This is a genomic window from Kitasatospora sp. NPDC093806, from assembly GCF_040683335.1.
GTDB lineage: Bacteria > Actinomycetota > Actinomycetes > Streptomycetales > Streptomycetaceae > Kitasatospora.
On the sequence record NZ_JBFBDO010000037.1, the window covers coordinates 25,989 to 47,833 of the forward strand.

21 protein-coding genes are annotated in these 21,845 nt (G+C 73.0%); 15 read left to right on the forward strand and 6 right to left on the reverse strand.

The features are described 5' to 3' along the window. Nucleotides 1–143 precede the first annotated feature (143 nt). From AB0N76_RS19395 to AB0N76_RS19415, 5 genes are all read left to right on the forward strand, one after another. A complete protein-coding gene (locus AB0N76_RS19395) occupies nt 144–1,247 on the forward strand; it encodes an ATP-binding protein (RefSeq protein ID WP_363558691.1) in 1,104 nt (367 codons plus the stop codon). 246 nt (nt 1,248–1,493) lie between these two features. Then, nucleotides 1,494–2,615 carry a phenylalanine--tRNA ligase subunit alpha gene (gene pheS / locus AB0N76_RS19400; protein WP_363558693.1) on the forward strand — a complete coding sequence of 374 codons (1,122 nt, stop codon included), beginning with the start codon at nt 1,494–1,496 and terminating at the stop codon, nt 2,613–2,615. After that, on the forward strand, nt 2,615–5,116 hold the full coding sequence (gene pheT / locus AB0N76_RS19405; protein ID WP_363558694.1) for a phenylalanine--tRNA ligase subunit beta: 2,502 nt from the start codon (nt 2,615–2,617) through the stop codon (nt 5,114–5,116). The genes pheS and pheT overlap by 1 nt, the downstream gene beginning before the upstream one ends. A 181-nt stretch (nt 5,117–5,297) precedes the next feature. Then, nucleotides 5,298–6,134, forward strand: coding sequence for a chitosanase (locus AB0N76_RS19410; protein ID WP_363558696.1), 837 nt, complete (start codon nt 5,298–5,300; stop codon nt 6,132–6,134). A gap of 106 nt (nt 6,135–6,240) precedes the next feature. Continuing rightward, entirely contained in the window at nt 6,241–6,972 is a 732-nt protein-coding gene (locus AB0N76_RS19415) for a hypothetical protein (RefSeq protein ID WP_363558697.1), read from the forward strand. Nucleotides 6,973–7,366: 394 nt separating this feature from the next. On the opposite strand, the gene AB0N76_RS19420 is transcribed toward AB0N76_RS19415, so the two are convergent. After that, the gene (locus AB0N76_RS19420) at nt 7,367–8,242 is read right to left on the reverse strand and encodes a 3-hydroxybutyryl-CoA dehydrogenase (protein ID WP_363558698.1); all 876 of its coding nucleotides are present in this window, start codon (nt 8,240–8,242) and stop codon (nt 7,367–7,369) included. A 346-nt stretch (nt 8,243–8,588) separates the two neighbouring features. On the opposite strand from AB0N76_RS19420, the gene AB0N76_RS19425 reads away from it, so the two are divergent. Then, nucleotides 8,589–9,407: an SDR family oxidoreductase gene (locus tag AB0N76_RS19425; protein WP_363558700.1), complete on the forward strand. Its 819-nt coding sequence runs from the start codon at nt 8,589–8,591 to the stop codon at nt 9,405–9,407. Between the two features lie 17 nt (nt 9,408–9,424). Here AB0N76_RS19425 and AB0N76_RS19430 read toward each other — a convergent pair whose 3' ends face one another. After that, nucleotides 9,425–10,324 carry a polysaccharide deacetylase family protein gene (locus tag AB0N76_RS19430; RefSeq protein WP_363558701.1) on the reverse strand — a complete coding sequence of 300 codons (900 nt, stop codon included), beginning with the start codon at nt 10,322–10,324 and terminating at the stop codon, nt 9,425–9,427. A gap of 259 nt (nt 10,325–10,583) precedes the next feature. Here AB0N76_RS19430 and AB0N76_RS19435 point away from each other — a divergent pair, with 259 nt between their 5' ends. Further along, complete coding sequence (locus AB0N76_RS19435; RefSeq protein ID WP_363558702.1) at nt 10,584–11,465, forward strand: SAM-dependent methyltransferase; 882 nt, start codon at nt 10,584–10,586, stop codon at nt 11,463–11,465. Between the two features lie 49 nt (nt 11,466–11,514). Further along, on the forward strand, nt 11,515–12,027 hold the full coding sequence (locus AB0N76_RS19440; protein ID WP_363558703.1) for an FBP domain-containing protein: 513 nt from the start codon (nt 11,515–11,517) through the stop codon (nt 12,025–12,027). Between the two features lie 15 nt (nt 12,028–12,042). Here AB0N76_RS19440 and AB0N76_RS19445 read toward each other — a convergent pair whose 3' ends face one another. Beyond that, entirely contained in the window at nt 12,043–12,417 is a 375-nt protein-coding gene (locus tag AB0N76_RS19445; RefSeq protein WP_363558705.1) for an RNA-binding S4 domain-containing protein, read from the reverse strand. 30 nt (nt 12,418–12,447) lie between these two features. Continuing rightward, entirely contained in the window at nt 12,448–12,852 is a 405-nt protein-coding gene (locus AB0N76_RS19450) for a VOC family protein (protein WP_363558706.1), read from the reverse strand. A gap of 160 nt (nt 12,853–13,012) precedes the next feature. Here AB0N76_RS19450 and AB0N76_RS19455 point away from each other — a divergent pair, with 160 nt between their 5' ends. After that, on the forward strand, nt 13,013–14,227 hold the full coding sequence (locus AB0N76_RS19455) for a methyltransferase (RefSeq protein WP_363558707.1): 1,215 nt from the start codon (nt 13,013–13,015) through the stop codon (nt 14,225–14,227). Here AB0N76_RS19455 and AB0N76_RS19460 read toward each other — a convergent pair. Beyond that, the gene (locus AB0N76_RS19460; protein ID WP_363558728.1) at nt 14,217–14,948 is read right to left on the reverse strand and encodes a DUF2071 domain-containing protein; all 732 of its coding nucleotides are present in this window, start codon (nt 14,946–14,948) and stop codon (nt 14,217–14,219) included. The genes AB0N76_RS19455 and AB0N76_RS19460 overlap by 11 nt on opposite strands. Before the next feature lie 5 nt (nt 14,949–14,953). Next, the gene (locus AB0N76_RS19465; protein ID WP_363558708.1) at nt 14,954–15,298 is read right to left on the reverse strand and encodes a metalloregulator ArsR/SmtB family transcription factor; all 345 of its coding nucleotides are present in this window, start codon (nt 15,296–15,298) and stop codon (nt 14,954–14,956) included. 122 nt (nt 15,299–15,420) lie between these two features. Between AB0N76_RS19465 and argC the strand changes: the two genes are divergently transcribed. From argC to AB0N76_RS19495, 6 genes are all read left to right on the forward strand, one after another. Further along, nucleotides 15,421–16,449 (forward strand): N-acetyl-gamma-glutamyl-phosphate reductase, encoded by a 1,029-nt coding sequence (argC, locus tag AB0N76_RS19470; RefSeq protein WP_363558709.1) that lies wholly within the window; start codon nt 15,421–15,423, stop codon nt 16,447–16,449. A gap of 32 nt (nt 16,450–16,481) precedes the next feature. Then, nucleotides 16,482–17,654, forward strand: a complete 1,173-nt coding sequence (gene argJ, locus AB0N76_RS19475) for a bifunctional glutamate N-acetyltransferase/amino-acid acetyltransferase ArgJ (protein ID WP_363558729.1) — start codon at nt 16,482–16,484, stop codon at nt 17,652–17,654. Nucleotides 17,655–17,747: 93 nt separating this feature from the next. Further along, complete coding sequence (argB, locus tag AB0N76_RS19480) at nt 17,748–18,623, forward strand: acetylglutamate kinase (RefSeq protein WP_363558730.1); 876 nt, start codon at nt 17,748–17,750, stop codon at nt 18,621–18,623. Then, nucleotides 18,620–19,912, forward strand: coding sequence for an acetylornithine transaminase (locus AB0N76_RS19485; protein ID WP_363558710.1), 1,293 nt, complete (start codon nt 18,620–18,622; stop codon nt 19,910–19,912). Before argB ends, AB0N76_RS19485 begins: the two co-directional genes overlap by 4 nt. A gap of 17 nt (nt 19,913–19,929) precedes the next feature. After that, nucleotides 19,930–20,478 (forward strand): arginine repressor, encoded by a 549-nt coding sequence (locus AB0N76_RS19490; protein WP_363558711.1) that lies wholly within the window; start codon nt 19,930–19,932, stop codon nt 20,476–20,478. Between the two features lie 158 nt (nt 20,479–20,636). Continuing rightward, nucleotides 20,637–21,830, forward strand: coding sequence for an argininosuccinate synthase (locus tag AB0N76_RS19495; protein ID WP_363558712.1), 1,194 nt, complete (start codon nt 20,637–20,639; stop codon nt 21,828–21,830). The last annotated feature ends 15 nt before the right edge of the window (nt 21,831–21,845 follow it).

The following is a 21,845-nucleotide window of genomic DNA, read 5'->3' on the forward strand; positions in this document are numbered from 1 at the left end:
CCGGCGTCGCGGACCCGGGCCGATCCGCAAGACGCGCCCCGCGCCCCCCGAAGTCGCCGCAGGCCCTATTACGAGGGGCTGGGAGACGCTAGGGTCTGCCTCGGTGGGGGGAAAGACACGGTGGGTAATCGGGGAGGACACCCATGGTCGGCAGCGGGCCAGAGCTCGACCCGGACGACCTGCCGGACGGCCTGGTGGTCGCCGACGCCCGGGGCCGGGTGGTCTGCTTCAACCGCGTCGCCGCCCGGCTCACCGGCGTGCACCCGGAGGCCGCGCTCGGCAGCGAGCTGGCCGACGTCCTCCCGCTGGAGGACCTCGACGGCCGCCGCTGGTGGCAGCTGACCGACCCGTACGGCGGCCTGGCGATCCGCACCCGCCAGCCCGAGCGCAACCTGCTGCTGCCCGGCGGCCGTGAGGTGCTGGTCTCCGCCCGGTACGTCCGCCGGTGGCCCCGGGGGCCGGTCGAGCGGCTGGTGATCGCCCTGCGCGGCACCGAGGCGCGCCGCCGCACCGAGCGCAGCCACGCCGAGCTGATCGCCACCGTCGCGCACGAGCTGCGCTCGCCGCTCACCAGCGTCAAGGGCTTCACCGCGACCCTGCTCGCCAAGTGGGAGCGGTTCACCGACGGGCAGAAGCGGCTGATGCTGGAGACCGTGGACGCCGACGCCGACCGGGTCACCCGGCTGATCGCCGAGCTGCTGGACATCTCCCGGATCGACGCGGGCCGGCTGGAGCTGCGCAAGCAGGTGGTCGACCTGGCCGCCGCCGTCCGCCGGCACGTCGAGCGCAAGGTCGCCACCGGCATCCCCGAGGAGCGCTTCGACATCCGGGTCAGCGAGCCGCTGACCGTGCTGTGGGCCGACCCGGACAAGGTCGACCAGGTGCTCGGCAACCTGCTGGAAAACGCGGTGCGGCACGGCGAGGGAACTGTCACCATCGAGGTGGCACCGGCCAAGGAGGTCGTCGAGGCACCCGTCTGGGAGCGCCCCGGCACCCCGCCCCGCATCGTGGAAGGCACAGCGGTCACCGTGAGCGACGAAGGCAGCGGCATCCCCGAGGAGTCGATGCCGCGCGTCTTCACCCGCTTCTGGCGCGGCTCCAAGCGCGGCGGCACCGGCCTGGGCCTGTACATCGTGAAGGGCATCGTGGAGGCGCACGGCGGCTCGATCCGGGTCGACCGGGCGCCCGGCGGCGGGGCCCGGTTCCGATTTATCCTGCCCGCCGGGATCCCCGACTTCATGCTCTGAAAGAGCAGGAACGACGAGCAGAGCATGCTCTGAAGTCTTTTCCGGCAGGGCTTCACGGCAGCCGCGCTACGCGCTGCGACTACACTCGACCTTTGGCGTTGTGGAACGCCCTGCGCGGCCGTGCCGCGGACACCCCCTCCCGAGTACCGAGGCGGGGTTGCCCGTGCCCCGGCCACGCCGGGCGTGACGCGAAGAACGAGCCCCCTTACCTGAGTACGGACGAGCAGGAGCACGGGAAAGATAGAGATGTCGGCACCCAACAAGTCGTACGACCCGGTCGAGGTCGAGGCCCTCAAGCCCGAGGTGGTGGAGGCGGCCCGGGACGAGGCCGTCGCCGCGTTCGCCGCCGCCACCAGCCTCGACGAGCTGAAGCAGGCCAAGGTCGCCCACACCGGCGACCGTTCCGCGCTCTCCCTCGCCAACCGCGAGATCGGCGCCCTGCCCCCGCACGCCAAGGCCGCCGCCGGCAAGCTGATCGGCCAGGCCCGGGGCGCCGTCAACCAGGCGCTCGCCAGGCGGCAGGCCGAACTGGAGGCCGAGCGTGACGCGCGCGTGCTGGTCGAGGAGGCGGTGGACGTCACGCTGCCGTACGACCGCGCCCCGCGCGGCGCCCGCCACCCGCTGACCACCCTGGCCGAGCGGATCGAGGACACCTTCGTGGCGATGGGCTACCAGGTCGCCGAGGGCCCCGAGGTCGAGGCGGAGTGGCTCAACTTCGACGCCCTCAACCTGGGCCCGGACCACCCGGCCCGGTCCATGCAGGACACCTTCTTCGTGCAGGCCCCGGACGGCTCCGCCGACTCCGGCGTGGTGCTGCGCACCCAGACCTCCCCGGTCCAGGCGCGCACCATGCTCGACCGCGAGCCCCCCGTCTACGTCGTCTGCCCCGGCCGGGTCTACCGGACCGACGAGCTGGACGCCACCCACACCCCGGTCTTCCGGCAGGTCGAGGGCCTGGCCGTGGACGAGGGCATCACCTTCGCCGACCTCAAGGGCACCATCGAGCAGCTCGTCTCGACCCTGATCGGCGACGGCCTGGAGCTGCGCTGGCGGCCCTCCTACTTCCCGTTCACCGAGCCGAGCGCCGAGATCGACCTGCAGTGCTTCGTCTGCCGGGGCGAGTCGGTCGGCAACCCGGACAAGCCCTGCCGCACCTGCGGCTCCGAGGGCTGGATCGAGCTCGGCGGCTGCGGCGTCGTCAACCCGCGGGTGCTGGTCGCCTGCGGCGTGGACCCCAACCGCTACAGCGGGTTCGCCTTCGGCCTGGGCCTGGAGCGGATCCTGATGAACCGTCACAACGTCGCCGACATGCGCGACATGGTCGAGGGTGACGTCCGCTTCACCCTCCCGTTCGGGATGGAGATCTGATGCGCGTCCCGCTTTCCTGGCTGCGCGAGTACGTCGACCTGCCGGCCGGCGAGACCGGCCGTGACGTGGCCGAGCGCCTGGTCCGGGCCGGCCTGGAGGTCGAGACCGTCGAGCAGATCGGCGGCGACCTCAAGGGCCCGCTGGTGGTCGGCGAGGTGCTCTCCATCGAGGAGCTGTCCGGCTTCAAGAAGCCGATCCGGCACTGCTTCGTCAACGTCGGCGACGCCAACGGCACCGGCGAGCCGCAGGAGATCGTCTGCGGCGCGACCAACTTCGCGGTCGGCGACAAGGTCGTCGTCGTGCTCCCGGGCGCCGTGCTGCCCGGCCCGTTCCCGATTGCCGCCCGGCAGACCTACGGCCACACCTCGGCCGGCATGATCTGCTCCGCCCGCGAGCTGGGCATGGGCGACGACCACAACGGCATCATCGTGCTCCCGCCGGAGTTCGAGCCCGGCACCGACGCCATCGAGCTGCTCCAGCTCGTCGACGAGGTGCTCGACATCGCCGTCACCCCGGACCGCGGCTACTGCCTGTCCATGCGCGGCGTGGCCCGTGAGGCCGCCGCCGCGTACGGGCTGCCGCTGGCCGACCCGGCGCTGCTCGACGTGCCGCCGGCCAACTCCTTCGGCTACCTGGTCAAGGTCAACGACCCGGCCGGCTGCGACCGCTTCGTGGCCCGCACCGTGGTGGGCCTCGACCCGGCCGCCAAGTCCCCGATCTGGCTCCAGCGCCGGCTGCAGAAGGCGGGCATCCGCCCGATCTCGCTCGCCGTCGACATCACCAACTACGTGATGCTGGAGGTCGGCCAGCCGCTGCACGCCTACGACAAGCAGCGCGTGAGCGGCCCGATCACGGTCCGCCGGGCCGAGCCGGGCGAGACCCTCACCACGCTCGACGGCGTCCAGCGCAAGCTGTCCGTCGAGGACCTGCTGATCTGCGACAACAGCGGTCCGATCGGCCTGGCCGGCGTCATGGGCGGCGCCTCCACCGAGATCCTCGACCCGGCCGCCGGCCCGGGCACCACCGAGGTGATCATCGAGGCGGCGCACTTCGACCCGGTCGCCATCGCCCGCGGCGCCAAGCGGCACAAGCTGCCGTCCGAGGCGTCCAAGCGCTTCGAGCGCGGGGTCGACCCGGAGGCCGCCCGCGCCGCCGCGCAGCGCGCCGTCGACCTGCTGGTGCTGATCGCCGGCGGCACCGCCGAGGCCGGTGTCACCGACATCGCCGCCCCGCACCCGGTGCGCACCATCCTGATCGCCGCCGACCTGCCCGACCGGGTGGCCGGCACCGAGTACGGCCGCGAGACCGTCACCCGGCGCCTGCAGGAGATCGGCTGCTCGGTCGCGGGCGCCGACCACCTGGAGGTCACCCCGCCGACCTGGCGTCCCGACCTCACCGATCCGTACGACCTCGCCGAGGAGGTCATCCGGCTCGAGGGCTACGACAACGTGCCCGCCCGGATGCCCACCGTGCCGCCGGGCAAGGGCCTGACCGAGGCCCAGCGGACCCACCGCCGGGTCGGCGTGGCGCTGGCCGGGGCCGGCTACGTCGAGGTCAACAACTACCCGTTCGTCGGCGAGGCCGCGTTCGAGGCGCTCGGCCTGGAGAAGGACGACCGCCGCCGCCGGACCGTCAAGCTGGTCAACCCGCTCAACGACGAGGAGCCGGCGCTGCGCACCACGCTGCTGCCGGGCCTGCTCGGGGCGCTGCGCCGCAACGTCGGCCGCGGCAACACCGACCTGGCGGTCTTCGAGACCGGCACGGTCTTCCTGCCGAAGGACGAGCTGTCGGTCGCGCCGCGCCCGGCCGTCGACCGCCGTCCGAGCGACGAGGAGCTGGCCGCGCTGGACGCCGCGCTGCCGCACCAGCCGCGCCGGGTCGCCGTCGCGCTGGCCGGCGAGCGGCTGCCCTCCGGCTGGTGGGGCAAGGGCACCGGGGCGGGCTGGGCCGACGCGGTCGAGGCCGCCCGTACGGTGGCCCGCGCCGCCGGCGTCGAGCTGACCGTCCGCCAGGGCCGGCTGCTGCCCTGGCACCCGGGCCGCTGCGCCGAGCTGGTCGTGGCCGGCACCGACCGGGTGGTCGGCCACGCGGGCGAGCTGCACCCGCGCGCCGTCAAGGCGCTCGGCCTGCCGGAGCGCACCAGCGCGATGGAGCTCGACCTCGACCTGCTGACCGCCGACGGCGCCGAGCGGGTCTCGGGCCCGCCGGTCTCCGGCTTCCCGGTGGCCACCCAGGACGTGGCGCTGATCGTCGACGCCGCCGTCCCGGCCGCCGACGTGGAGGCCGCGCTGCGCGCCGGGGCCGGCGAGCTGCTGGAGGCGATCCGGCTGTTCGACGTCTTCACCGGTGAGCAGGTCGGCGAGGGCAAGAAGTCGCTGGCGTACGCGCTGCGGTTCCGCGCCGCGGACCGGACGCTGACCGCCGAGGAGGCCGGCGCGGCCCGCGAGGCCGCCGTGGCCGAGGCGACCGCCCGCACCGGCGCGGTGCTGCGCGGCGCCTGACCGGCACTCGCGGTTCACGAGGCCCCGACCGGGTTTCCCGGTCGGGGCCTTTCGCGTGCCTCTACGGGCAAGACCCTTGCGCCGGAGTGGGCGTGAACGCTTCAATCAAGTTAGGAAACTTTCCTAATTCCTCGTGAGCCCCGGGCATCCTCCTGCCCGGACCAGGGAAACGGAGCGTCAGATGCGCCTCAAGCACCGCACCGTCCGGATCGCCCTCGCCGCCGTGCTGGTCGCCGCCCCGGCCACCGTGGCCGCCGCCGGAGCCGCCCAGGCCGCGGCCCCCGCCGGCACCGTCCGGGTGGCCGCCGTCGGCCTGGACGACCCGCACAAGAAGGACATCGCCATGCAGCTGGTGTCCAGCGCCGAGAACTCCTCGCTCGACTGGAAGGCCCAGTACAAGTACATCGAGGACATCAAGGACGGCCGCGGCTACACCGCGGGCATCATCGGCTTCTGTTCCGGCACCGGCGACATGCTCGACCTGGTCGAGCACTACACCGACCTCAAGCCCGGCAACGTCCTCGCCAAGTACCTCCCGGCGCTGCGCAAGGTCAACGGCACCGAGTCGCACGCCGGCCTCGGCTCCGCCTTCGAGAAGGACTGGGCCACCGCCGCCAAGGACACCGTCTTCCAGCAGGCCCAGAACGACGAGCGCGACCGCGTCTACTTCAACCCCGCGGTCAACCAGGCCAAGGCCGACGGCCTGCGCGCGCTCGGCCAGTTCGCCTACTACGACGCCATCGTCATGCACGGCCCCGGCGACGGCGCCGACAGCTTCGGCGGCATCCGCAAGGCCGCCCTGAAGAAGGCCAAGAGCCCCGCCCAGGGCGGCGACGAGGCCACCTACCTCAAGGCCTTCCTGGAGGCCCGCAAGGTCGCCATGAAGCACGAGGAGGCGCACTCCGACACCAGCCGCGTCGACACCGAGCAGCTGGTCTTCCTGAACGCCAAGAACTTCGACCTCAACCCGCCGCTGAAGTGGAAGGTCTACGGCGACAGCTACGCCATCAACAGCTGACGGAGCACCATGAAGCGGTGGCGGGAGGCGCGCTCGGATCGGGGGGCCTCCCGCCGTCGCGATATTCGGGTGACGCTCGAACGCGTGCGCTGGTAGCGTCCCCGACGTGGCAAAGCTGAACCAGATCATCGCCGTCGAAAAGGGCGTCAAGTCGAAGTCCTTCCAGGAGCTGACGCAGTCCCACCAGGACTTGCAGAAGCCCGCGCTGCTGGCCGGCATCTCCCGGGCCTACCAGCCGAAGGACGAGGAGGGCGAGCAGTTGCCCCCCGAGTCCACCCGTGTCCAGGTCAAGGCCGAGGACGTGCTGCGGGCGACCGCCGCGACCCTCACCCGGCTGTTCGACGTCACCGCCACCAAGGACTGGGCCAACACCGAGGCCCGCGCCGACGTGGTGGTCGACGGTCGCACGCTGGTCGCCGACGCGCCGGTCACCTACCTGCTCTTCCTGGAGAAGCAGCTGGTCGACCTGCGCACCTTCGTCCGCAAGCTGCCGGTGCTTGACGCGGCCGAGGCCTGGAGCCACGACCCGTCCACCGACGCCTGGAAGACCGAGGCGGTGCGCACCCTCCGGACGAAGAAGGTCCCGCGCAACCACGTCAAGGCCGAGGCGACGGAGAAGCACCCGGCACAGGTCGAGGTCTACTACGAGGACGTCGCGATCGGGTACTGGACGACGGTGAAGTTCTCCGGCGCCCTCCCGGCCCGGCGGGTGAACGAGCTCCTGGAGCGGGTCGAGAAGCTCCAGCAGGCCGTCCAGTTCGCCCGCGAGGAGGCCAACGGCGCCGAGGTCACCGACCGGCGGGTCGGCGACGCGGTGTTCGGCTACCTGTTCGGGTAGCCCCATGATCGCCCCCGGGTGAGACCGGGGGTGGCGCGAAGAGCGCAAGCTGAAACTGAGGTTGAAGCTGATATCGGGGAGAGGTGGAGGTTCGAATCCTCCCCCCGGCACCACGTGCCGGGGTGGCCCAATGGCAGAGGCGCCCCGTGAAACTCAGACTCTCGCTCTAATTTCAGCATTCGCCGCCGAGCGCCGGATCGACCGGGTGTGTGCTTGAAGCATTAGGTTGCGGGTTCGACTCCCGTCTGCGCCTCTCCCATGGCGCGGTAGCTTTAATGGCAGAGCGAATGCTGTGAGACTGACCCACACCCTTAAACGTGCCGGTGCGCAGCAATTGGGTGGCATCCAGGAGCCCGGGAGCAGGACACGCTCCCGGGCTCCGTCACGTCCGTGCTCAGGCGGTCGCGGTGGCGGTGTAGTCGTAGAAGCCGCGGCCGGACTTGCGGCCGAGCAGGCCCGCGTCGACCATCCGGGAGAGCAGCGGGGGAGCGGCGTACAGCGGCTCCTTGTACTCGTCGTACATCGACTCGGCGATCGACACGATGGTGTCCAGGCCGATCAGGTCGCACAGCCGCAGCGGACCCATCGGGTGGGCGCAGCCGGCCTCCATGCCCTTGTCGATGTCGGAGGCGGTGGCCACGCCCGACTCGAACATCCGCACCGCGGAGAGCAGGTACGGCACCAGCAGCGCGTTGACCACGAAGCCGGCCCGGTCGCGGGCGCGGATCGGCTCCTTGTGGAGCACCTCGGTGGCGAAGGTCTCGACCCGCTCGGTGGTGGCCGCGGAGGTGGTCAGGGTGGGGATCACCTCGACCAGCTTCTGCACCGGCGCCGGGTTGAAGAAGTGCAGGCCGATCACCTGCTCCGGGCGGGAGGTGGCGGCGGCCAGCTTCACGATCGGGATCGAGGAGGTGTTGGAGGCGAGGATCGCGTCCCGGCGCTCGACCACGCGGTCCAGCGTCTCGAAGATCTTGACCTTGATGTCCTCGCGCTCGGCGACCGCCTCGACCACCAGGTCACGGTCGGCGAAGTCCGCCAGGTCGACGGTGAAGGCGAGCCGGGACAGCGCCTCGTCCCGCTGCTCGATCGTCAGCTTGCCGCGCTTCACGGCGGTGTCCAGCGAGTTGGTCAGCCGGGCGCGGCCGAACTCCAGCGCCTCCCCGCTGGCCTCGGAGACCAGCACGTGCAGCCCCGCCCGGGCGAACACCTCCGCGATGCCCGACCCCATCAGGCCGCAGCCGATCACTCCGACGCGCGCGATGTCACTCACTCAGTTGCCCTTCGGTGGTGCTGGGGGTCGCCCAGCGACAAATGGCCCAGCAAGCTGCTGTTCAGCGGTTGGGAGCACCGGTATGTGCGGACCGGTGCACCGCCCCGACGACGTTACTACTCCGTACCGGCCAGTAGGTCATCCCCTCCCCGGCTCCGACCTCGCCGGACCGGGGGCGGAACCGCCGGTCGTCGGGCTGCGCCGAACGGGTGGGCCCGTCCGCGTCGCGCGCCGCTCCCGGCACCGCCCCGCCCGCCGCCGGACAGAATGCGGGACGGCCCGGGAGCGGGACCCCCGCGGGGTCCGGCGGCAGGCGGTCGACGGACTGGCGAAGGGAACACACGGGATGCCGACGGGATCGCTCACGGGGCAGGTCGCCCTGGTCACCGGCGCCGGGCGGGGGATCGGCCGGGAGATCGCCGTCGGCCTGGCCGCCGAGGGGATGGCCGTCGGCCTGGTCGGCCGCACCCACGAGACGCTCACCGAGACCCTCAAGGAGTGCGTGCGGCACGGCTCCCGCGGCGTCGCCGTGACCGCCGACGTCACCCGCCCCGGCTCGGTCCGCGAGGCGGTCCGGGTGATCGAGCGCGACCTCGGCCCGGTCGACCTGCTGGTCAACAACGCCGGCCAGATCGACCGCTCCGAGGTGCCGCTCTGGGAGACCGACGTCAACCAGTGGTGGCAGGTCGTCGAGGTCAACCTGCGCGGCCCCTACAACCTGCTGCGCTGCGTCCTGCCCGGCATGGTCCAGCGCGGCCGCGGCCGGGTCGTCAACCTCAACTCCGGCTTCGCGCTGCGCCCCGACGGCCGCTACACGGCGTACGCGACCTCCAAGGGCGCGCTGCTCCAGCTCTCCGACAACCTCGCCGACTCGCTCGCCGAGCACCACGTGGTGATCCTCGACATCAGCCCCGGCGCGGTGGCCACCGACATGACGGCCGGCATGCCGATGTTCCGGGACATGAAGACCTGGGGCTCGATCCCGTACATGGTGGCCGTCACCGTGGACGCCGCGCGCGGGCGCTTCGACGCGCTGCACGGGCGGTTCATCCACGCCGGGCGGGACGACCTGGGCGAGCTGGTCCGCCGGGCCGAGGAGATCCGCGGGGCGGACGCCCGCACGCTGCGGCTGCGCCCGTACGGGCCGGAGGACCCGATGGGCTGACCGCCCGGGGCCCGCCGCTACGCGCAGAGGCGGCTGGCGGTCACCGGGGTCAGGCCCGCCTTGCCGAGGCCGTCCAGGATCGCGGGCAGCGCGTCCACCGTGCACTGGTGGCCCAGGTGCAGGGCGACCACCGAGCCGCCGCGCACCGAGCCGAGCACCCGGCGCTGCAGCTCGGCGGCGCTCGGGTCGCCGTAGTCGCGCGGGTCGACGTCGAAGGAGAGCACGTGCTCGTAGCCGACCGCCTTCGCCTGATCGCGCACCATCGGGGTGGCGTACTGGGCGGCGGACGGTCGGAACCAGCGGCCGATCGAGCCGGTGAGCCGCTGCAGCCGCTCCGCGCACTGGGCGATCTCGGCGCGCGCCTTGTCGGGGGTCATCGCGGAGATGTTCTGGTGGTTCTGGGTGTGGTTGCCCAGTTCGTGGCCGCCGTCCAGGATCCGCCGGGCCAGCTGCGGCTGCTGGTCGAGCCAGCTGCCGACGACCATCACGGTGAGGCCGACCCCGCGCTGCTCGGCGATCTCCAGCAGGGCGGTGGCCAGCTTCGGGTCGCCGCTGCCGTGGAAGGTCAGCGCGACGTTGCGGCCGGTGCGCGGCCCGTACGCCACCTCGAACGGGGTGCCGGGCGCCAGTGGCGGCAGCACCGGCGGGGCGGGCGGCGCGGTGGGGGCGGCGGTGGCGGTGGCCTCGGCCGTGGGCGCGGCGGTCGCGGTGGGCTCGGGCGCGGCGGGACCCTCGCCGGCGGCCCAGGCCGGATCGACGGTGCCGGACGGCCCGGACGTCCCGGGGTGCACCGCGAACGGTCCCGGATCGGTCCGGCGGTGCCCGGTCCCGCCACAGGCGGTGAGCAGCCCGCCGGCGGCGGCGAGGGCGGCCAGCTTGGCGGTGGAGCGCAGGACGGTGCGCCGATCGGCAGTCATCGGCAGCCAGCATAGAGACGGCGCGGGCGGGCGGCGACCGGCGGCGCAGCCGGCCGACGGGTGTCGGGCCAGGCCCGGCACACCGCCATTGACGTGCACACACACCATTGTTCGAATGCTGCGGAAACCTGAACTACCGGTATTTCCAAGGCCTTCGTCGGTTACGATCGCGGCGCACCACGCGGCGGCCGCCGCCCACCGGGCCCACCGGCCGCACGGTGCACGGGGAGAAAAGCCAAAAAATCAGGGGGCGGGGAAGATGACCGAGGACACCACGGTGACCGGCACGATAGCGGCCGACTGGGAGTGGGCGCGCGCCGGCGACTGGCAGCCCCCGACCGAACTCGACACCGGCATCCCGCACACCGCCCGGATGTACGACTACTACCTCGGCGGCAAGGACAACTTCGAGGCCGACCGCAAGGCCGCCGAGGCCGCCATCGCCGCCTACCCGGCGCTCCGCCTGCTGGCCCGCACCAACCGCGAATTCCTCGGCCGCGCCGTCGAATTCGCGGCCGGACAGGGAATCCGCCAGTTCCTGGACATCGGCACCGGCATCCCCGCCGTCGGCTCCACCAACGAGGTCGCCCAGCGGGTCGCCCCGGCCGCCCGCGTCGTCTACGTCGACAACGACCCGATCGTCGCCACCCACGCCCGCGCCCTGCTCGCCAGCCACCCGGCCGGCCACACCTCGGTGATCGAGGCCGACCTGCGCGAACCCGAGGCGATCCTCGACCACCCCGGCCTGCGCGCCGCGATCGACCTGCGCGAGCCGGTCGCCCTGATGCTGGTCGCCGTCCTGCACTTCATCCGCGACGAGGACGGCGCCGAACGGATCGTCCGCACCCTGCGGGACGCCCTCGCCCCCGGCAGCGCGCTGATCCTCTCCCACGGCAGCCCCGACTTCGCCTCCCGGGAGAGCGCCGACGAGGGCACCCGCATCTACCGCAGCGCCAGCGCCCCGCTGGTCCTGCGCCCGCGCGCCGCCGTCGAACCCTTCTTCGGCGACTTCGAGTTCACCGGCCCCGGCCTCGTCCAGCTCCCCCTCTGGCGCCCCACCCCCGGCCACGTCCGCACCACCGACCTCCCCGAAGGCTGGCAGGCCGTCTCCGCCTACGCCGGCGTCGCCTTCAAGTCCTGAGCCGAAAACCGGGCGACGGGGGTGGTGGGGCGGTGTTAGTTTGCGACGTATGCGACCCCTGAACGAGACCGAGATCCGCGCGTCCTTCGTCAACTGCTCCAAGGGCGAGGCCCGTCGGCTCAACCTGCCCCGGGGCCTGGCCGAACTGCCGTGGGAGGAGCTGGACTTCCTCGGCTGGCGGGATCAGGGGGCGCCCGACCGGGCGTACCTGGTGGCCGAGCACCGGGGCGAGCTGGTCGGGGTCACGCTGCGGGTGCCGTCCTTCCGGCGGAGCATGACCAAGACCAATGTGTGCTCGCTGTGCGTCACCGCCCACGCGGGGTCCGGCGTCGCGCTGCTCACCGCGCGGCGGGCCGGGGCGGCCGGGCGGGAGGGGAACACCGTCGGCACCTACATCTGCGCCGACCTCGCCTGCTCGCTGTACGTGCGCGGGCGCAAGAAGTCCGCCTCGGTCACCCGGCCCGACGAGTCGCTGCCGCTGGAGGACCAGATCGCCCGGACGGTGCTGAACCTGGACGCCTTCCTCGCCCAGGTCCGCACCGACACCCTCGCCGCGTCCTGACCGCTTCCGGTCCGGCTACTTCCGGCGCAGCTGCTCCAGGTCGCGGCGGTCGCGCTTGGTGGGCCGCCCGGCGCCCCGGTCGCGGACGCCGGGGGCCGCGACCAGCTCGCGCGGCGGGCGCGGCGGGCTGTTGTCCACCAGGCACTCCGCCGCGACGTCCGCGCCGACCCGCTTGCGGATCAGCTTGGTCACCACGACGACCCGCTCGTACCCCTCCTGGCGCACCCGCACCTCGTCGCCCGGCTTCAGCGCCTGCGCCGGCTTGGCCCGCTCGCCGTTGACCCGCACGTGCCCGGCCTTGCAGGCCGCCGCCGCGGCCGACCGCGTCTTGGCCAGCCGCACCGACCAGATCCAGCTGTCCACCCGGACGCTTCCCTCGTCTTCGACCATCCCCCGAGCCTACCCAGAGCGCGGCCGGGGTCAGCGCCGTCCCGGGGCCTCCTGCACGGCCCAGCCGTTGCCGTCCGGGTCGTTGAAGAAGACGAACGAGTTCCACGCCCCGCCGCGGCCGTCCACCCGGGCGCCCGCCTCGAAGTGCTGCACCGGGCTGACCTCCACGCCCCGCGTGTGCAGCTCCGCGTGCGCCCGGTCGATGTCCGGCACCACCAGCTGGAGCCCCTTGAGTGACCCGGCCGGCGCCTCCGTCAGCCCGGTGCCCACCACGATCGAGCAGCTGGAGCCGGGCGGCGTCAGCTGCACCACCCGCACCCCGTCCCGGATCCGGGTGTCGTGGTCGACGGTGAACCCGGCCTGTTCCTCGTAGAAGAGCTTGGCCCGGTCGACGTCCGCCACCGGGACCACCACCACTTCGAGCTTCCAGTCCATGGCCTCGCCCCTTCCGTCGGGCCCTTCCAGTATCGGCCGCCACCCCGGCCCGCGCCCGGCGCCCGCGACCGGCACCGGAGCCCGGCGCCCGACCCCGGCCCGCGCCCGGCGCCCGAGCCCGGCACCGGCCCCGCTGCCGGTCGGCTAGCCTGGGCGGACGATGAACCGCCTCCCCACGCCCGCCGCCGCGACCTCCTTCCCCACCCCCTGGGGCGACCTCGACCTCACCCGTTACCCGGAGGACCCGCGCGAACTGCTGCGCGCCTGGGACGCCGCCGACGAGTACCTGCTGCGGCACCTGGCCGGCGAGGCCGACTCCGCCCAGGGCGAGGCCCTCGACCTGACCGGCCGCGCCGTCACCGTCCTCGGCGACCGCTGGGGCGCGCTCACCACCGCGCTCACCACCGCGCTCGCGGGCCACCGGCCCACCCAGATCAGCGACTCGCACCTGGCCCAGCAGGCCACCCGCGCCAACCTGGCCCGGGCCGGCGCCGACCCCGCCGCCGCCCGCCTGCTCACCACCCGCGACACCCCGCCCGAGCGGATCGACGTCCTGCTGGTGCGCGTCCCGAAGAGCCTCGCCCTGCTGGAGGACCAGCTGCACCGGCTCGCCCCGGCCGTCCACCCGGGCACCGTGGTGATCGGCACCGGCATGGTCACCGAGATCCACACCTCCACCCTCCGGCTGTTCGAGCGCCTGCTCGGCCCGACCCGCACCTCGCTCGCCGTCCGCAAGGCCCGGCTGATCTTCTGCGCCCCGGACGGTTCGGCCGACCCCGGCCCCAACCCGTGGCCGCACCGCTACGCCCTGCCCGGCGACATCGGCCCGGCCTCCGGGCGCACCGTCGTCAACCACGCCGGCACCTTCTGCGCGGACCGCCTCGACATCGGCACCCGGTTCCTCCTCGCCCACCTGCCCACCGCCGCCCCCGGCGACCGGGTGGTCGACCTGGGCTGCGGCAACGGCGTGGTCGGCACCGCGGTGGCGCTGGCCGCCCCGGGCGCGGAGCTGGTGTTCGTCGACGAGTCGCACCAGGCGGTGGCCTCCGCCGAGGAGACCTTCCGCGGCAACCTGGGGCCGGACGCGCCCGCCGAGTTCCTCACCGCGGACGCGCTCGCCGCCGACGCGGTCCCGGCCGGCTCGGTGGACCTGGTGCTCAACAACCCGCCGTTCCACTCGCACCAGGCCACCACCGACGCGACGGCCTGGCGGATGTTCACCGGCGCCAAGCGGGCGCTGCGCCAGGGCGGCGAGCTCTGGGTGGTGGGCAACCGGCACCTCGGCTACCACGTCAAGCTGCGCCGCCTGTTCGGCAACTGCCAGACCGTCGCGGGCAACGCCAAGTTCGTCGTGCTGCGGGCCGTCAAGCGCTGACGGCCATCGCCGGGAGCGGAGCCCAGGCCACCGGCACGTCCCGCATGACCAGCGCGCAGTCCAGTTCGGCGCTGCCCGGCGGGAAGCTCGCCGGGTCGTCGAAGAAGGACGAGGCCGCCGACTCCACCCGGCAGGCCTCCAGCCGCCAGGCGTCGGTGTGCAGCTCCATGCCGTCCAGCCGGACGCCGCCGTCCCGGGTCGCCGAGAACCCCCGGGAGCCGCAGCGGAAGAAGTCCGAGGCCTCGGCCAGGCCGTCGAACAGCCGGCTCTCCGGCAGTTCGGCGGCGAGGTCGACGGCGACCTCGGCCCGCAGCGAGCCGTCCCGGGTCGCGAAGGCGACCCGCAGCCGCTCGGCGCTCTCCTCGACGGTGAAGTCGGCGCGGCCGTGCTCGCCGGGGAAGATCCGGCCGCCGGCCCAGGCGTTCAGCCGGGAGCCGGTGTCGCGGCGCGGGATGTAGACGCCGGTCTCGACGCCGTCCGGCCCGTCCCACTCGACGGCGATCCGGTGCGCGGCGTTCTCGCTGCGCAGCCCGAGCGAGCCGGGCGCCCAGGCCGGGCGGACCCGGCCGAGCCGCACCAGGCACAGACCCGCGACGGCGTGGCCGCGCACCAGCTGCGGGCGCAGCGGCGCGGGGAGCAGCCGGGCGGCCGTCTCGGGGTCGACCCGGTAGTTCACCAGCAGCCGGCGTTCGACGACGCTGGCCAGCCGTGGTTGCCGCAGGCCCGTCATGCCTCGGTCTCCTTCTCGTCGGCCCGGGTGCCCGGGCGCCACTTGGTGTGCCGGAGCACGATCTGCTCGGGGCAGACCGCGCTGAGGAAGCGGCCGACGCTGGCCGCCAGGCGGTCCTCGGCCAGCGCGTAGAGGATCCGGTTGCCGTCCCGGCGTTCGGTGATCAGTCCGGCCGCCTTGAGCACCCCGAGGTGCCGGGAGACCGACGGCGCGCTGATCGAGAACCGGCCGGCGATCCGCCCGGCCGCGAGTTCGCCGCCGCGCAGGTCCTCCAGGATCTGCCGCCGGGTGGGATCGGCGAGCGCCCGGAAGACCCCGCTGTCGTCGTGGGGTTCGGTCATGGGAAAGTGTTTAGCAGATTGGCTAAATGGCTAACAAGCCCCCGGGCGGGCCGGGTTCCCGGTACTCCTTGCATGAATGTTCCGTGCTGCGTATATTCATGCTCCGACGAAGGAGGAACGCCATGGCATTGCGAGTCGCCGTCGCCGGCGCGAGCGGGTACGCGGGCGGTGAGGTGCTGCGCCTGCTGCTCGGCCACCCGGAGGTGGAGATCGGGGCGCTGACCGGCGGCTCGAACGCGGGCACCCGGCTGGGTCTGCTCCAGCCCCACCTGCTGCCGCTCGCCGACCGGGTCCTGGAGCCCACCACCCCCGAGGTGCTGGCCGACCACGACGTGGTGTTCCTGGCGCTGCCGCACGGCCAGTCCGCCGCCGTCGCCGAGGCGCTCGGCGCGAACGTGCTGGTCGTCGACTGCGGTGCCGACTTCCGGCTCAAGGCCGCCGCCGACTGGGAGCAGTTCTACGGCTCCGCGCACGCCGGCACCTGGCCGTACGGCCTGCCCGAGCTGCCCGGCCACCGCGCCGCGCTCAAGGGCTCCAATCGGATCGCCGTCCCCGGCTGCTACCCGACCGCCGTCTCGCTGGCGCTCTTCCCCGCGTACGCGGCCGGCCTCGCCGAGCCGGAGGCGGTGATCGTCGCGGCCTCCGGCACCTCCGGCGCGGGCAAGGCCGCCAAGACCCACCTGCTCGGCAGCGAGGTGATGGGCAGCGTCAGCGCGTACGGCGTCGGCGGCGTCCACCGGCACACCCCGGAGATGTCGCAGAACCTGACCCCGCTCGCGGGCGAGCCGGTCTCGGTCTCCTTCACCCCGACCCTGGTCCCGATGCCGCGCGGCATCCTGGCCACCTGCTCCGCCAAGGCGAAGCCCGGCGTGACCGCCGAGGACCTGCGGTCGGCCTACGCCGAGGCGTTCGCCGACGAGCCGTTCGTCCACCTGCTGGCCGAGGGGCAGTGGCCGCAGACCAGCAGTGTCTACGGCTCCAACGCCGCCCTGGTCCAGGTCGCCCTGGACGAGGCCGCCGGGCGGATCGTCGCGATCAGCGCGATCGACAACCTGGTCAAGGGCACCGCCGGCGGCGCGGTGCAGAGCATGAACATCGCCCTCGGCCTCCCCGAGGAGCTGGGCCTTCCCGTGAACGGAGTCGCACCGTGACCAGCAACGCCGACGTGACCGGCAACGCCGACGTGACCGACCATCAGAACCTTGGTGTGACCGCCGCCAAGGGCTTCCGCGCCGCCGGCGTCACCGCCGGCCTCAAGGCCTCCGGCGCCCCCGACCTCGCGCTGGTGGTCAACGACGGACCCTCGCTCGCCGCCGCCGGCGTCTTCACCGCCAACCGGGTCAAGGCCGCCCCCGTGCTCTGGTCCGAGCAGGTCCTCAAGGGCGGCCTGGTCTCCGCCGTGGTCCTCAACTCCGGCGGCGCCAACGCCTGCACCGGCCCGCTCGGCTTCCAGGACACCCACGCCACCGCCGAGCAGGTCGCCGCCGAGCTGAAGCTCAACGCCGGCGAGGTCGCGGTCGCCTCCACCGGACTGATCGGCGTCCGCCTCCCGATGGACGTCCTGCTGCCCGGCGTGGTCACCGCCGCCGCCGCGCTGAGCGCCACCGGCGGCGAGGCCGCCGCGATCGCCATCAAGACCACCGACACCGTCCACAAGACCGCCCAGGTCACCAGCCCGGCCGGCTGGACGGTCGGCGGCATGGCCAAGGGCGCGGGCATGCTCGCCCCCTCGCTGGCCACCATGCTGGTCGTCCTCACCACCGACGCCGACCTGGACGCCGCCGCCCTGGACGAGGCACTGCGCGGCGCCACCCGCACCACCTTCGACCGGATCGACTCCGACGGCTGCATGTCCACCAACGACACCGTGCTGCTGCTCGCCTCCGGCGCCAGCGGGGTGACCCCGGACCGGGCCGAGTTCGACGAGGCCGTCCGCACCGTCAGCGCCGACCTCGCCCGCCAGCTGATCGGCGACGCCGAGGGCGCGAGCAAGGACATCCGGATCGACGTCACCGGCGCCGCCACCGAGGAGGAGGCCGTCGAGGTCGCCCGGGTGATCGGCCGCAACAACCTGCTCAAGTGCGCCATCCACGGCGAGGACCCCAACTGGGGCCGGGTGCTCGCCGCGATCGGCACCACCGCCGCCGCCTTCGACCCCGACCGCCTCGACGTCGCCATCAACGGCGTCTGGGTCTGCCGCGACGGCAGCGTGGGGGAGGACCGTGATCTTGTCGACATGACCGGCCGCGAGGTCGTGATCACCGCTAATCTCAACGCCGGTGAGGCCGCCGCGAGCCTGTGGACCAACGACCTCACCGCCGACTACGTGCACGAGAACAGCGCCTACTCCACCTGAGCCGGCCCCGGACCAGAGACCCCAGGGACACCACCCGTGCAGATCGCACCCAAGGGCGAACAGGCCCGCAACAACACCGCGTTGCCCAAGGCCATGACGCTCATCGAGGCCCTGCCGTGGCTGGAGCGCTTCCACGGCAAGACCGTCGTCATCAAGTTCGGCGGCAACGCGATGGTCGACGACGAGCTGAAGTCCGCCTTCGCCCAGGACGTCGTGTTCCTCCGCTACGCCGGCCTGCACCCCGTCGTGGTGCACGGCGGCGGCCCGCAGATCAGCGCCCAGCTCGACAAGCTCGGCCTGGAGTCCTCCTTCACCAACGGCCTGCGGGTCACCACCCCCGAGACCATGGACGTGGTCCGGATGGTGCTGGCCGGTCAGGTCCAGCGCGAGCTGGTCGGCCTGCTCAACGAGCACGGCCCGTTCGCGGTCGGCATGACCGGCGAGGACGCGCACACCATGACCGCCGTCAAGCGGTACGCGGTGGTCGACGGCGAGCAGGTCGACATCGGCCTGGTCGGCGACATCGTCAACATCGAGGCCGGCGCCGTGAAGGCGCTGATCGCGGACGGCCGCATCCCGGTGATCTCCTCGATCGCCCGCGGCGCCGACGGCCACGTCTACAACATCAACGCCGACACCGCCGCCGCGGCCCTCGCGGTCGCGCTCGGCGCCGAGATGCTGGTCGTGCTCACCGACGTCGAGGGCCTCTACAAGGACTGGCCGCACTCCGACGACGTGATCAGCCAGCTCAGCGCGGACGAGCTGGAGGGGCTGCTGCCCGAGCTGGCCACCGGCATGCTGCCCAAGATGGAGGGCTGCCTGCGCGCCGTCCGCTCCGGCGTCGGCACCGCCCGCGTGCTGGACGGCCGGGTGCCGCACAGCCTGCTGCTGGAGATCTTCACCGACGAGGGGATCGGCACGATGGTCGTGCCGGACGACGAACCGACCGTGACTGGGGGACTCGCATGACCGCCAACGACGTGACCACCCACGACGCCCAGCCGAAAAGCGCCGCCCAGCCGACCGGTACCGCTCAGCCGACCGGCAACACCGGCCTCACCGAGCGCTACCGGCACGCCTTCACCGAGAACTACGGCACCCCCCGGATCCCGCTGGTCCGCGGCGAGGGCAGCAAGCTCTGGGACGCCGACGGCAAGGAGTACACCGACCTGCTCGGCGGCATCGCCGTCAACGCCCTCGGCACCGCCCACCCGGCGATCGTCGAGGCCGTCACCCGGCAGATCACCACCCTCGGCCACGTTTCCAACCTGTTCACCGCCGAGCCGACCATCGCCCTCGCCGAGCGCCTGCTCCGGCTGGACGGCCGCCCCGGCGGCCGGGTGTTCTTCTGCAACTCCGGCGCCGAGGCCAACGAGGCCGCCTTCAAGATCAGCCGCCGGACCGGCCGGACCCACGTGGTCGCCCTGGAGGGCGCCTTCCACGGCCGCACCATGGGCGCCCTCGCGCTCACCGGCCAGCCCGCCAAGCAGGACCCGTTCCGCCCGCTGCCCGGCGACGTCACGCACGTCCCGTTCGGCGACGTCGAGGCGCTGCGCGCGGCCGTCACCACCGAGACCGCCGCCGTCTTCCTGGAGCCGGTCCAGGGCGAGAACGGCGCGATCCCGCTGCCCGAGGGCTACCTCACCGCCGCCCGCGAGATCACCCGCGCCACCGGCACCCTGCTGATCCTGGACGAGATCCAGACCGGCATCGGCCGCACCGGCCACTGGTTCGCCCACCAGGCCGTCGAGGGCGTCGAGCCGGACGTCGTCACGCTCGCCAAGGCGCTCGGCGGCGGCCTGCCGATCGGCGCGGTGCTCGCCTTCGGGGAGGCCGCCGAGCTGCTCACCCCCGGCCAGCACGGCACCACCTTCGGCGGCAACCCGGTGGTCGCGGCGGCCGCGCTCGCGGTGCTCGACACCATCGAGTCCCAGGGCCTGCTGGAGCATGTCCGCAAGACCGGCGAGCGGCTGCGGCTCGGCGTCGAGGCGATCGGCGACCCGCTGGTCTCGCACGTGCGCGGGGCCGGGTTGCTGCTCGGCATCGTGCTCACCGAGCCGGTGGCGGCCGAGGTCCAGGCCGGACTGCAGGAGGCCGGCTTCCTGGTGAACGCCGCCGTTCCGGACGCGGTCCGGCTCGCGCCGCCGCTGGTGCTCACCGAGCAGGAGGCGGACGCCTTCCTCGCCGCACTGCCGGCCGTCCTCCGGTCGGTCCGCGGGGATGCCCCGGACGCCCCGGACGATGCGAACCGAGCGTAGTCCGGGAGAATAATCACATGACCGTTCCCAACTCCGGCCAACCCGCCGCCGGCCCGACGCCGCAGGTCCCGCAGACCCGCACCGCGCGCCACCGGCGGATCGTGGACCTGCTCACCCGCCAGCCCGTGCGTTCGCAGAGCCAGCTCGCCAAGCTGCTCGCCGACGACGGACTCGTGGTCACCCAGGCCACCCTCTCCCGGGACCTGGACGAGCTGGGCGCGGTGAAGATCCGCAACCGGGACGGCGCGCTCATCTACGCCGTCCCGGCCGAGGGCGGCGACCGCACCCCGCGCGCGCCGATGGGGGAGTCCGCCACCGAGGGCCGGATGGCCCGGCTGGCCGGCGAGCTCATGGTCTCCGCCACCGCCTCCGGCAACCTGGTGGTGCTGCGCACCCCGCCGGGCGCGGCGCAGTTCCTCGCCTCGGCGATCGACCAGGCCGAGGTCTTCGAGATCATCGGCACCATCGCCGGCGACGACACCGTGCTGCTGATCAGCCGGGATCCGTCCGGCGGCCAGGCGCTCGCCGACCACCTGATGCAACTCGCCCAGGCGAAGGCGCAGTAGGCGACGCGGTAGACAGCACCCCCTGTGGGCCCGGTTCCGACCGGGCCCACAGTCGTATCCGGAAGCCGATCCCCGACGGGTTTTGAGTTTCATACGGAGTAGTGCATACTTATGCCTATCGCCGTAAGCCTGTTCGCACAGTTGTGAAGGAGAAAGCCGTGACCGAGCGCGTCGTACTCGCCTACTCGGGCGGTCTGGACACGTCCGTCTGCATCGGCTGGATCGCCGAGGAGACGGGCGCCGAGGTCATCGCCGTCGCCGTCGACGTCGGCCAGGGCGGCGAGGATCTGGACGTCATCCGCCAGCGCGCGCTGGACTGCGGTGCCGTCGAGGCCGAGGTCGCCGACGCCCGCGACGAGTTCGCCGACGAGTACTGCCTCCCGGCGCTCAAGGCCAACGCCCTCTACCAGGGCCAGTACCCGCTGGTGTCCGCCCTCTCCCGGCCGGTCATCGTCAAGCACCTGGTCGCCGCCGCCCAGAAGCACGGCGCCACCACCGTCGCCCACGGCTGCACCGGCAAGGGCAACGACCAGGTCCGCTTCGAGGTCGGCATCAACTCGCTCGCCCCGGGCCTCAAGTGCATCGCCCCGGTCCGCGACTACGCGATGACCCGGGACAAGGCGATCGCCTTCGCCGAGTCCAAGGGCCTGCCGATCGCCACCACCAAGAAGTCCCCGTACTCGATCGACCAGAACGTCTTCGGGCGGGCCGTCGAGACCGGCTTCCTGGAGGACATCTGGAACGCCCCGATCGAGGACGTCTACGAGTACACCCAGAACCCGGCCACCCCGCGCGAGGCCGACGAGGTGGTCATCACCTTCGACGCCGGCGTCCCGGTCGCCATCGACGGCCGCAAGGTCACCGTCCTGCAGGCCATCGAGGAGCTGAACAAGCGCGCCGGTGCCCAGGGCGTCGGCCGGCTCGACATGGTCGAGGACCGGCTGGTCGGCATCAAGTCCCGGGAGATCTACGAGGCCCCCGGCGCGATCGCGCTGATCACCGCCCACCAGGCGCTGGAGAACGTCACCGTCGAGCGCGAACTCGCCCGCTACAAGCGGCAGGTCGAGCAGCGCTGGGCCGAGCTGGTCTACGACGGCCTCTGGTTCTCCCCGCTCAAGCGCGCCCTGGACGGCTTCGTCAACGAGGCCAACCAGCACGTCTCCGGCGAGATCCGGCTCGTCCTGCACGGCGGCCGGGCCGTCGTCAACGGCCGCAAGTCCGACCAGTCGCTGTACGACTTCAACCTCGCCACCTACGACACCGGCGACACCTTCGACCAGTCGATGTCCAAGGGCTTCATCGAGATCTTCGGCCTCTCCTCGAAGATCGCCGCCCGGCGCGACCTGGCCTGAGCCAACCGCCCCGGC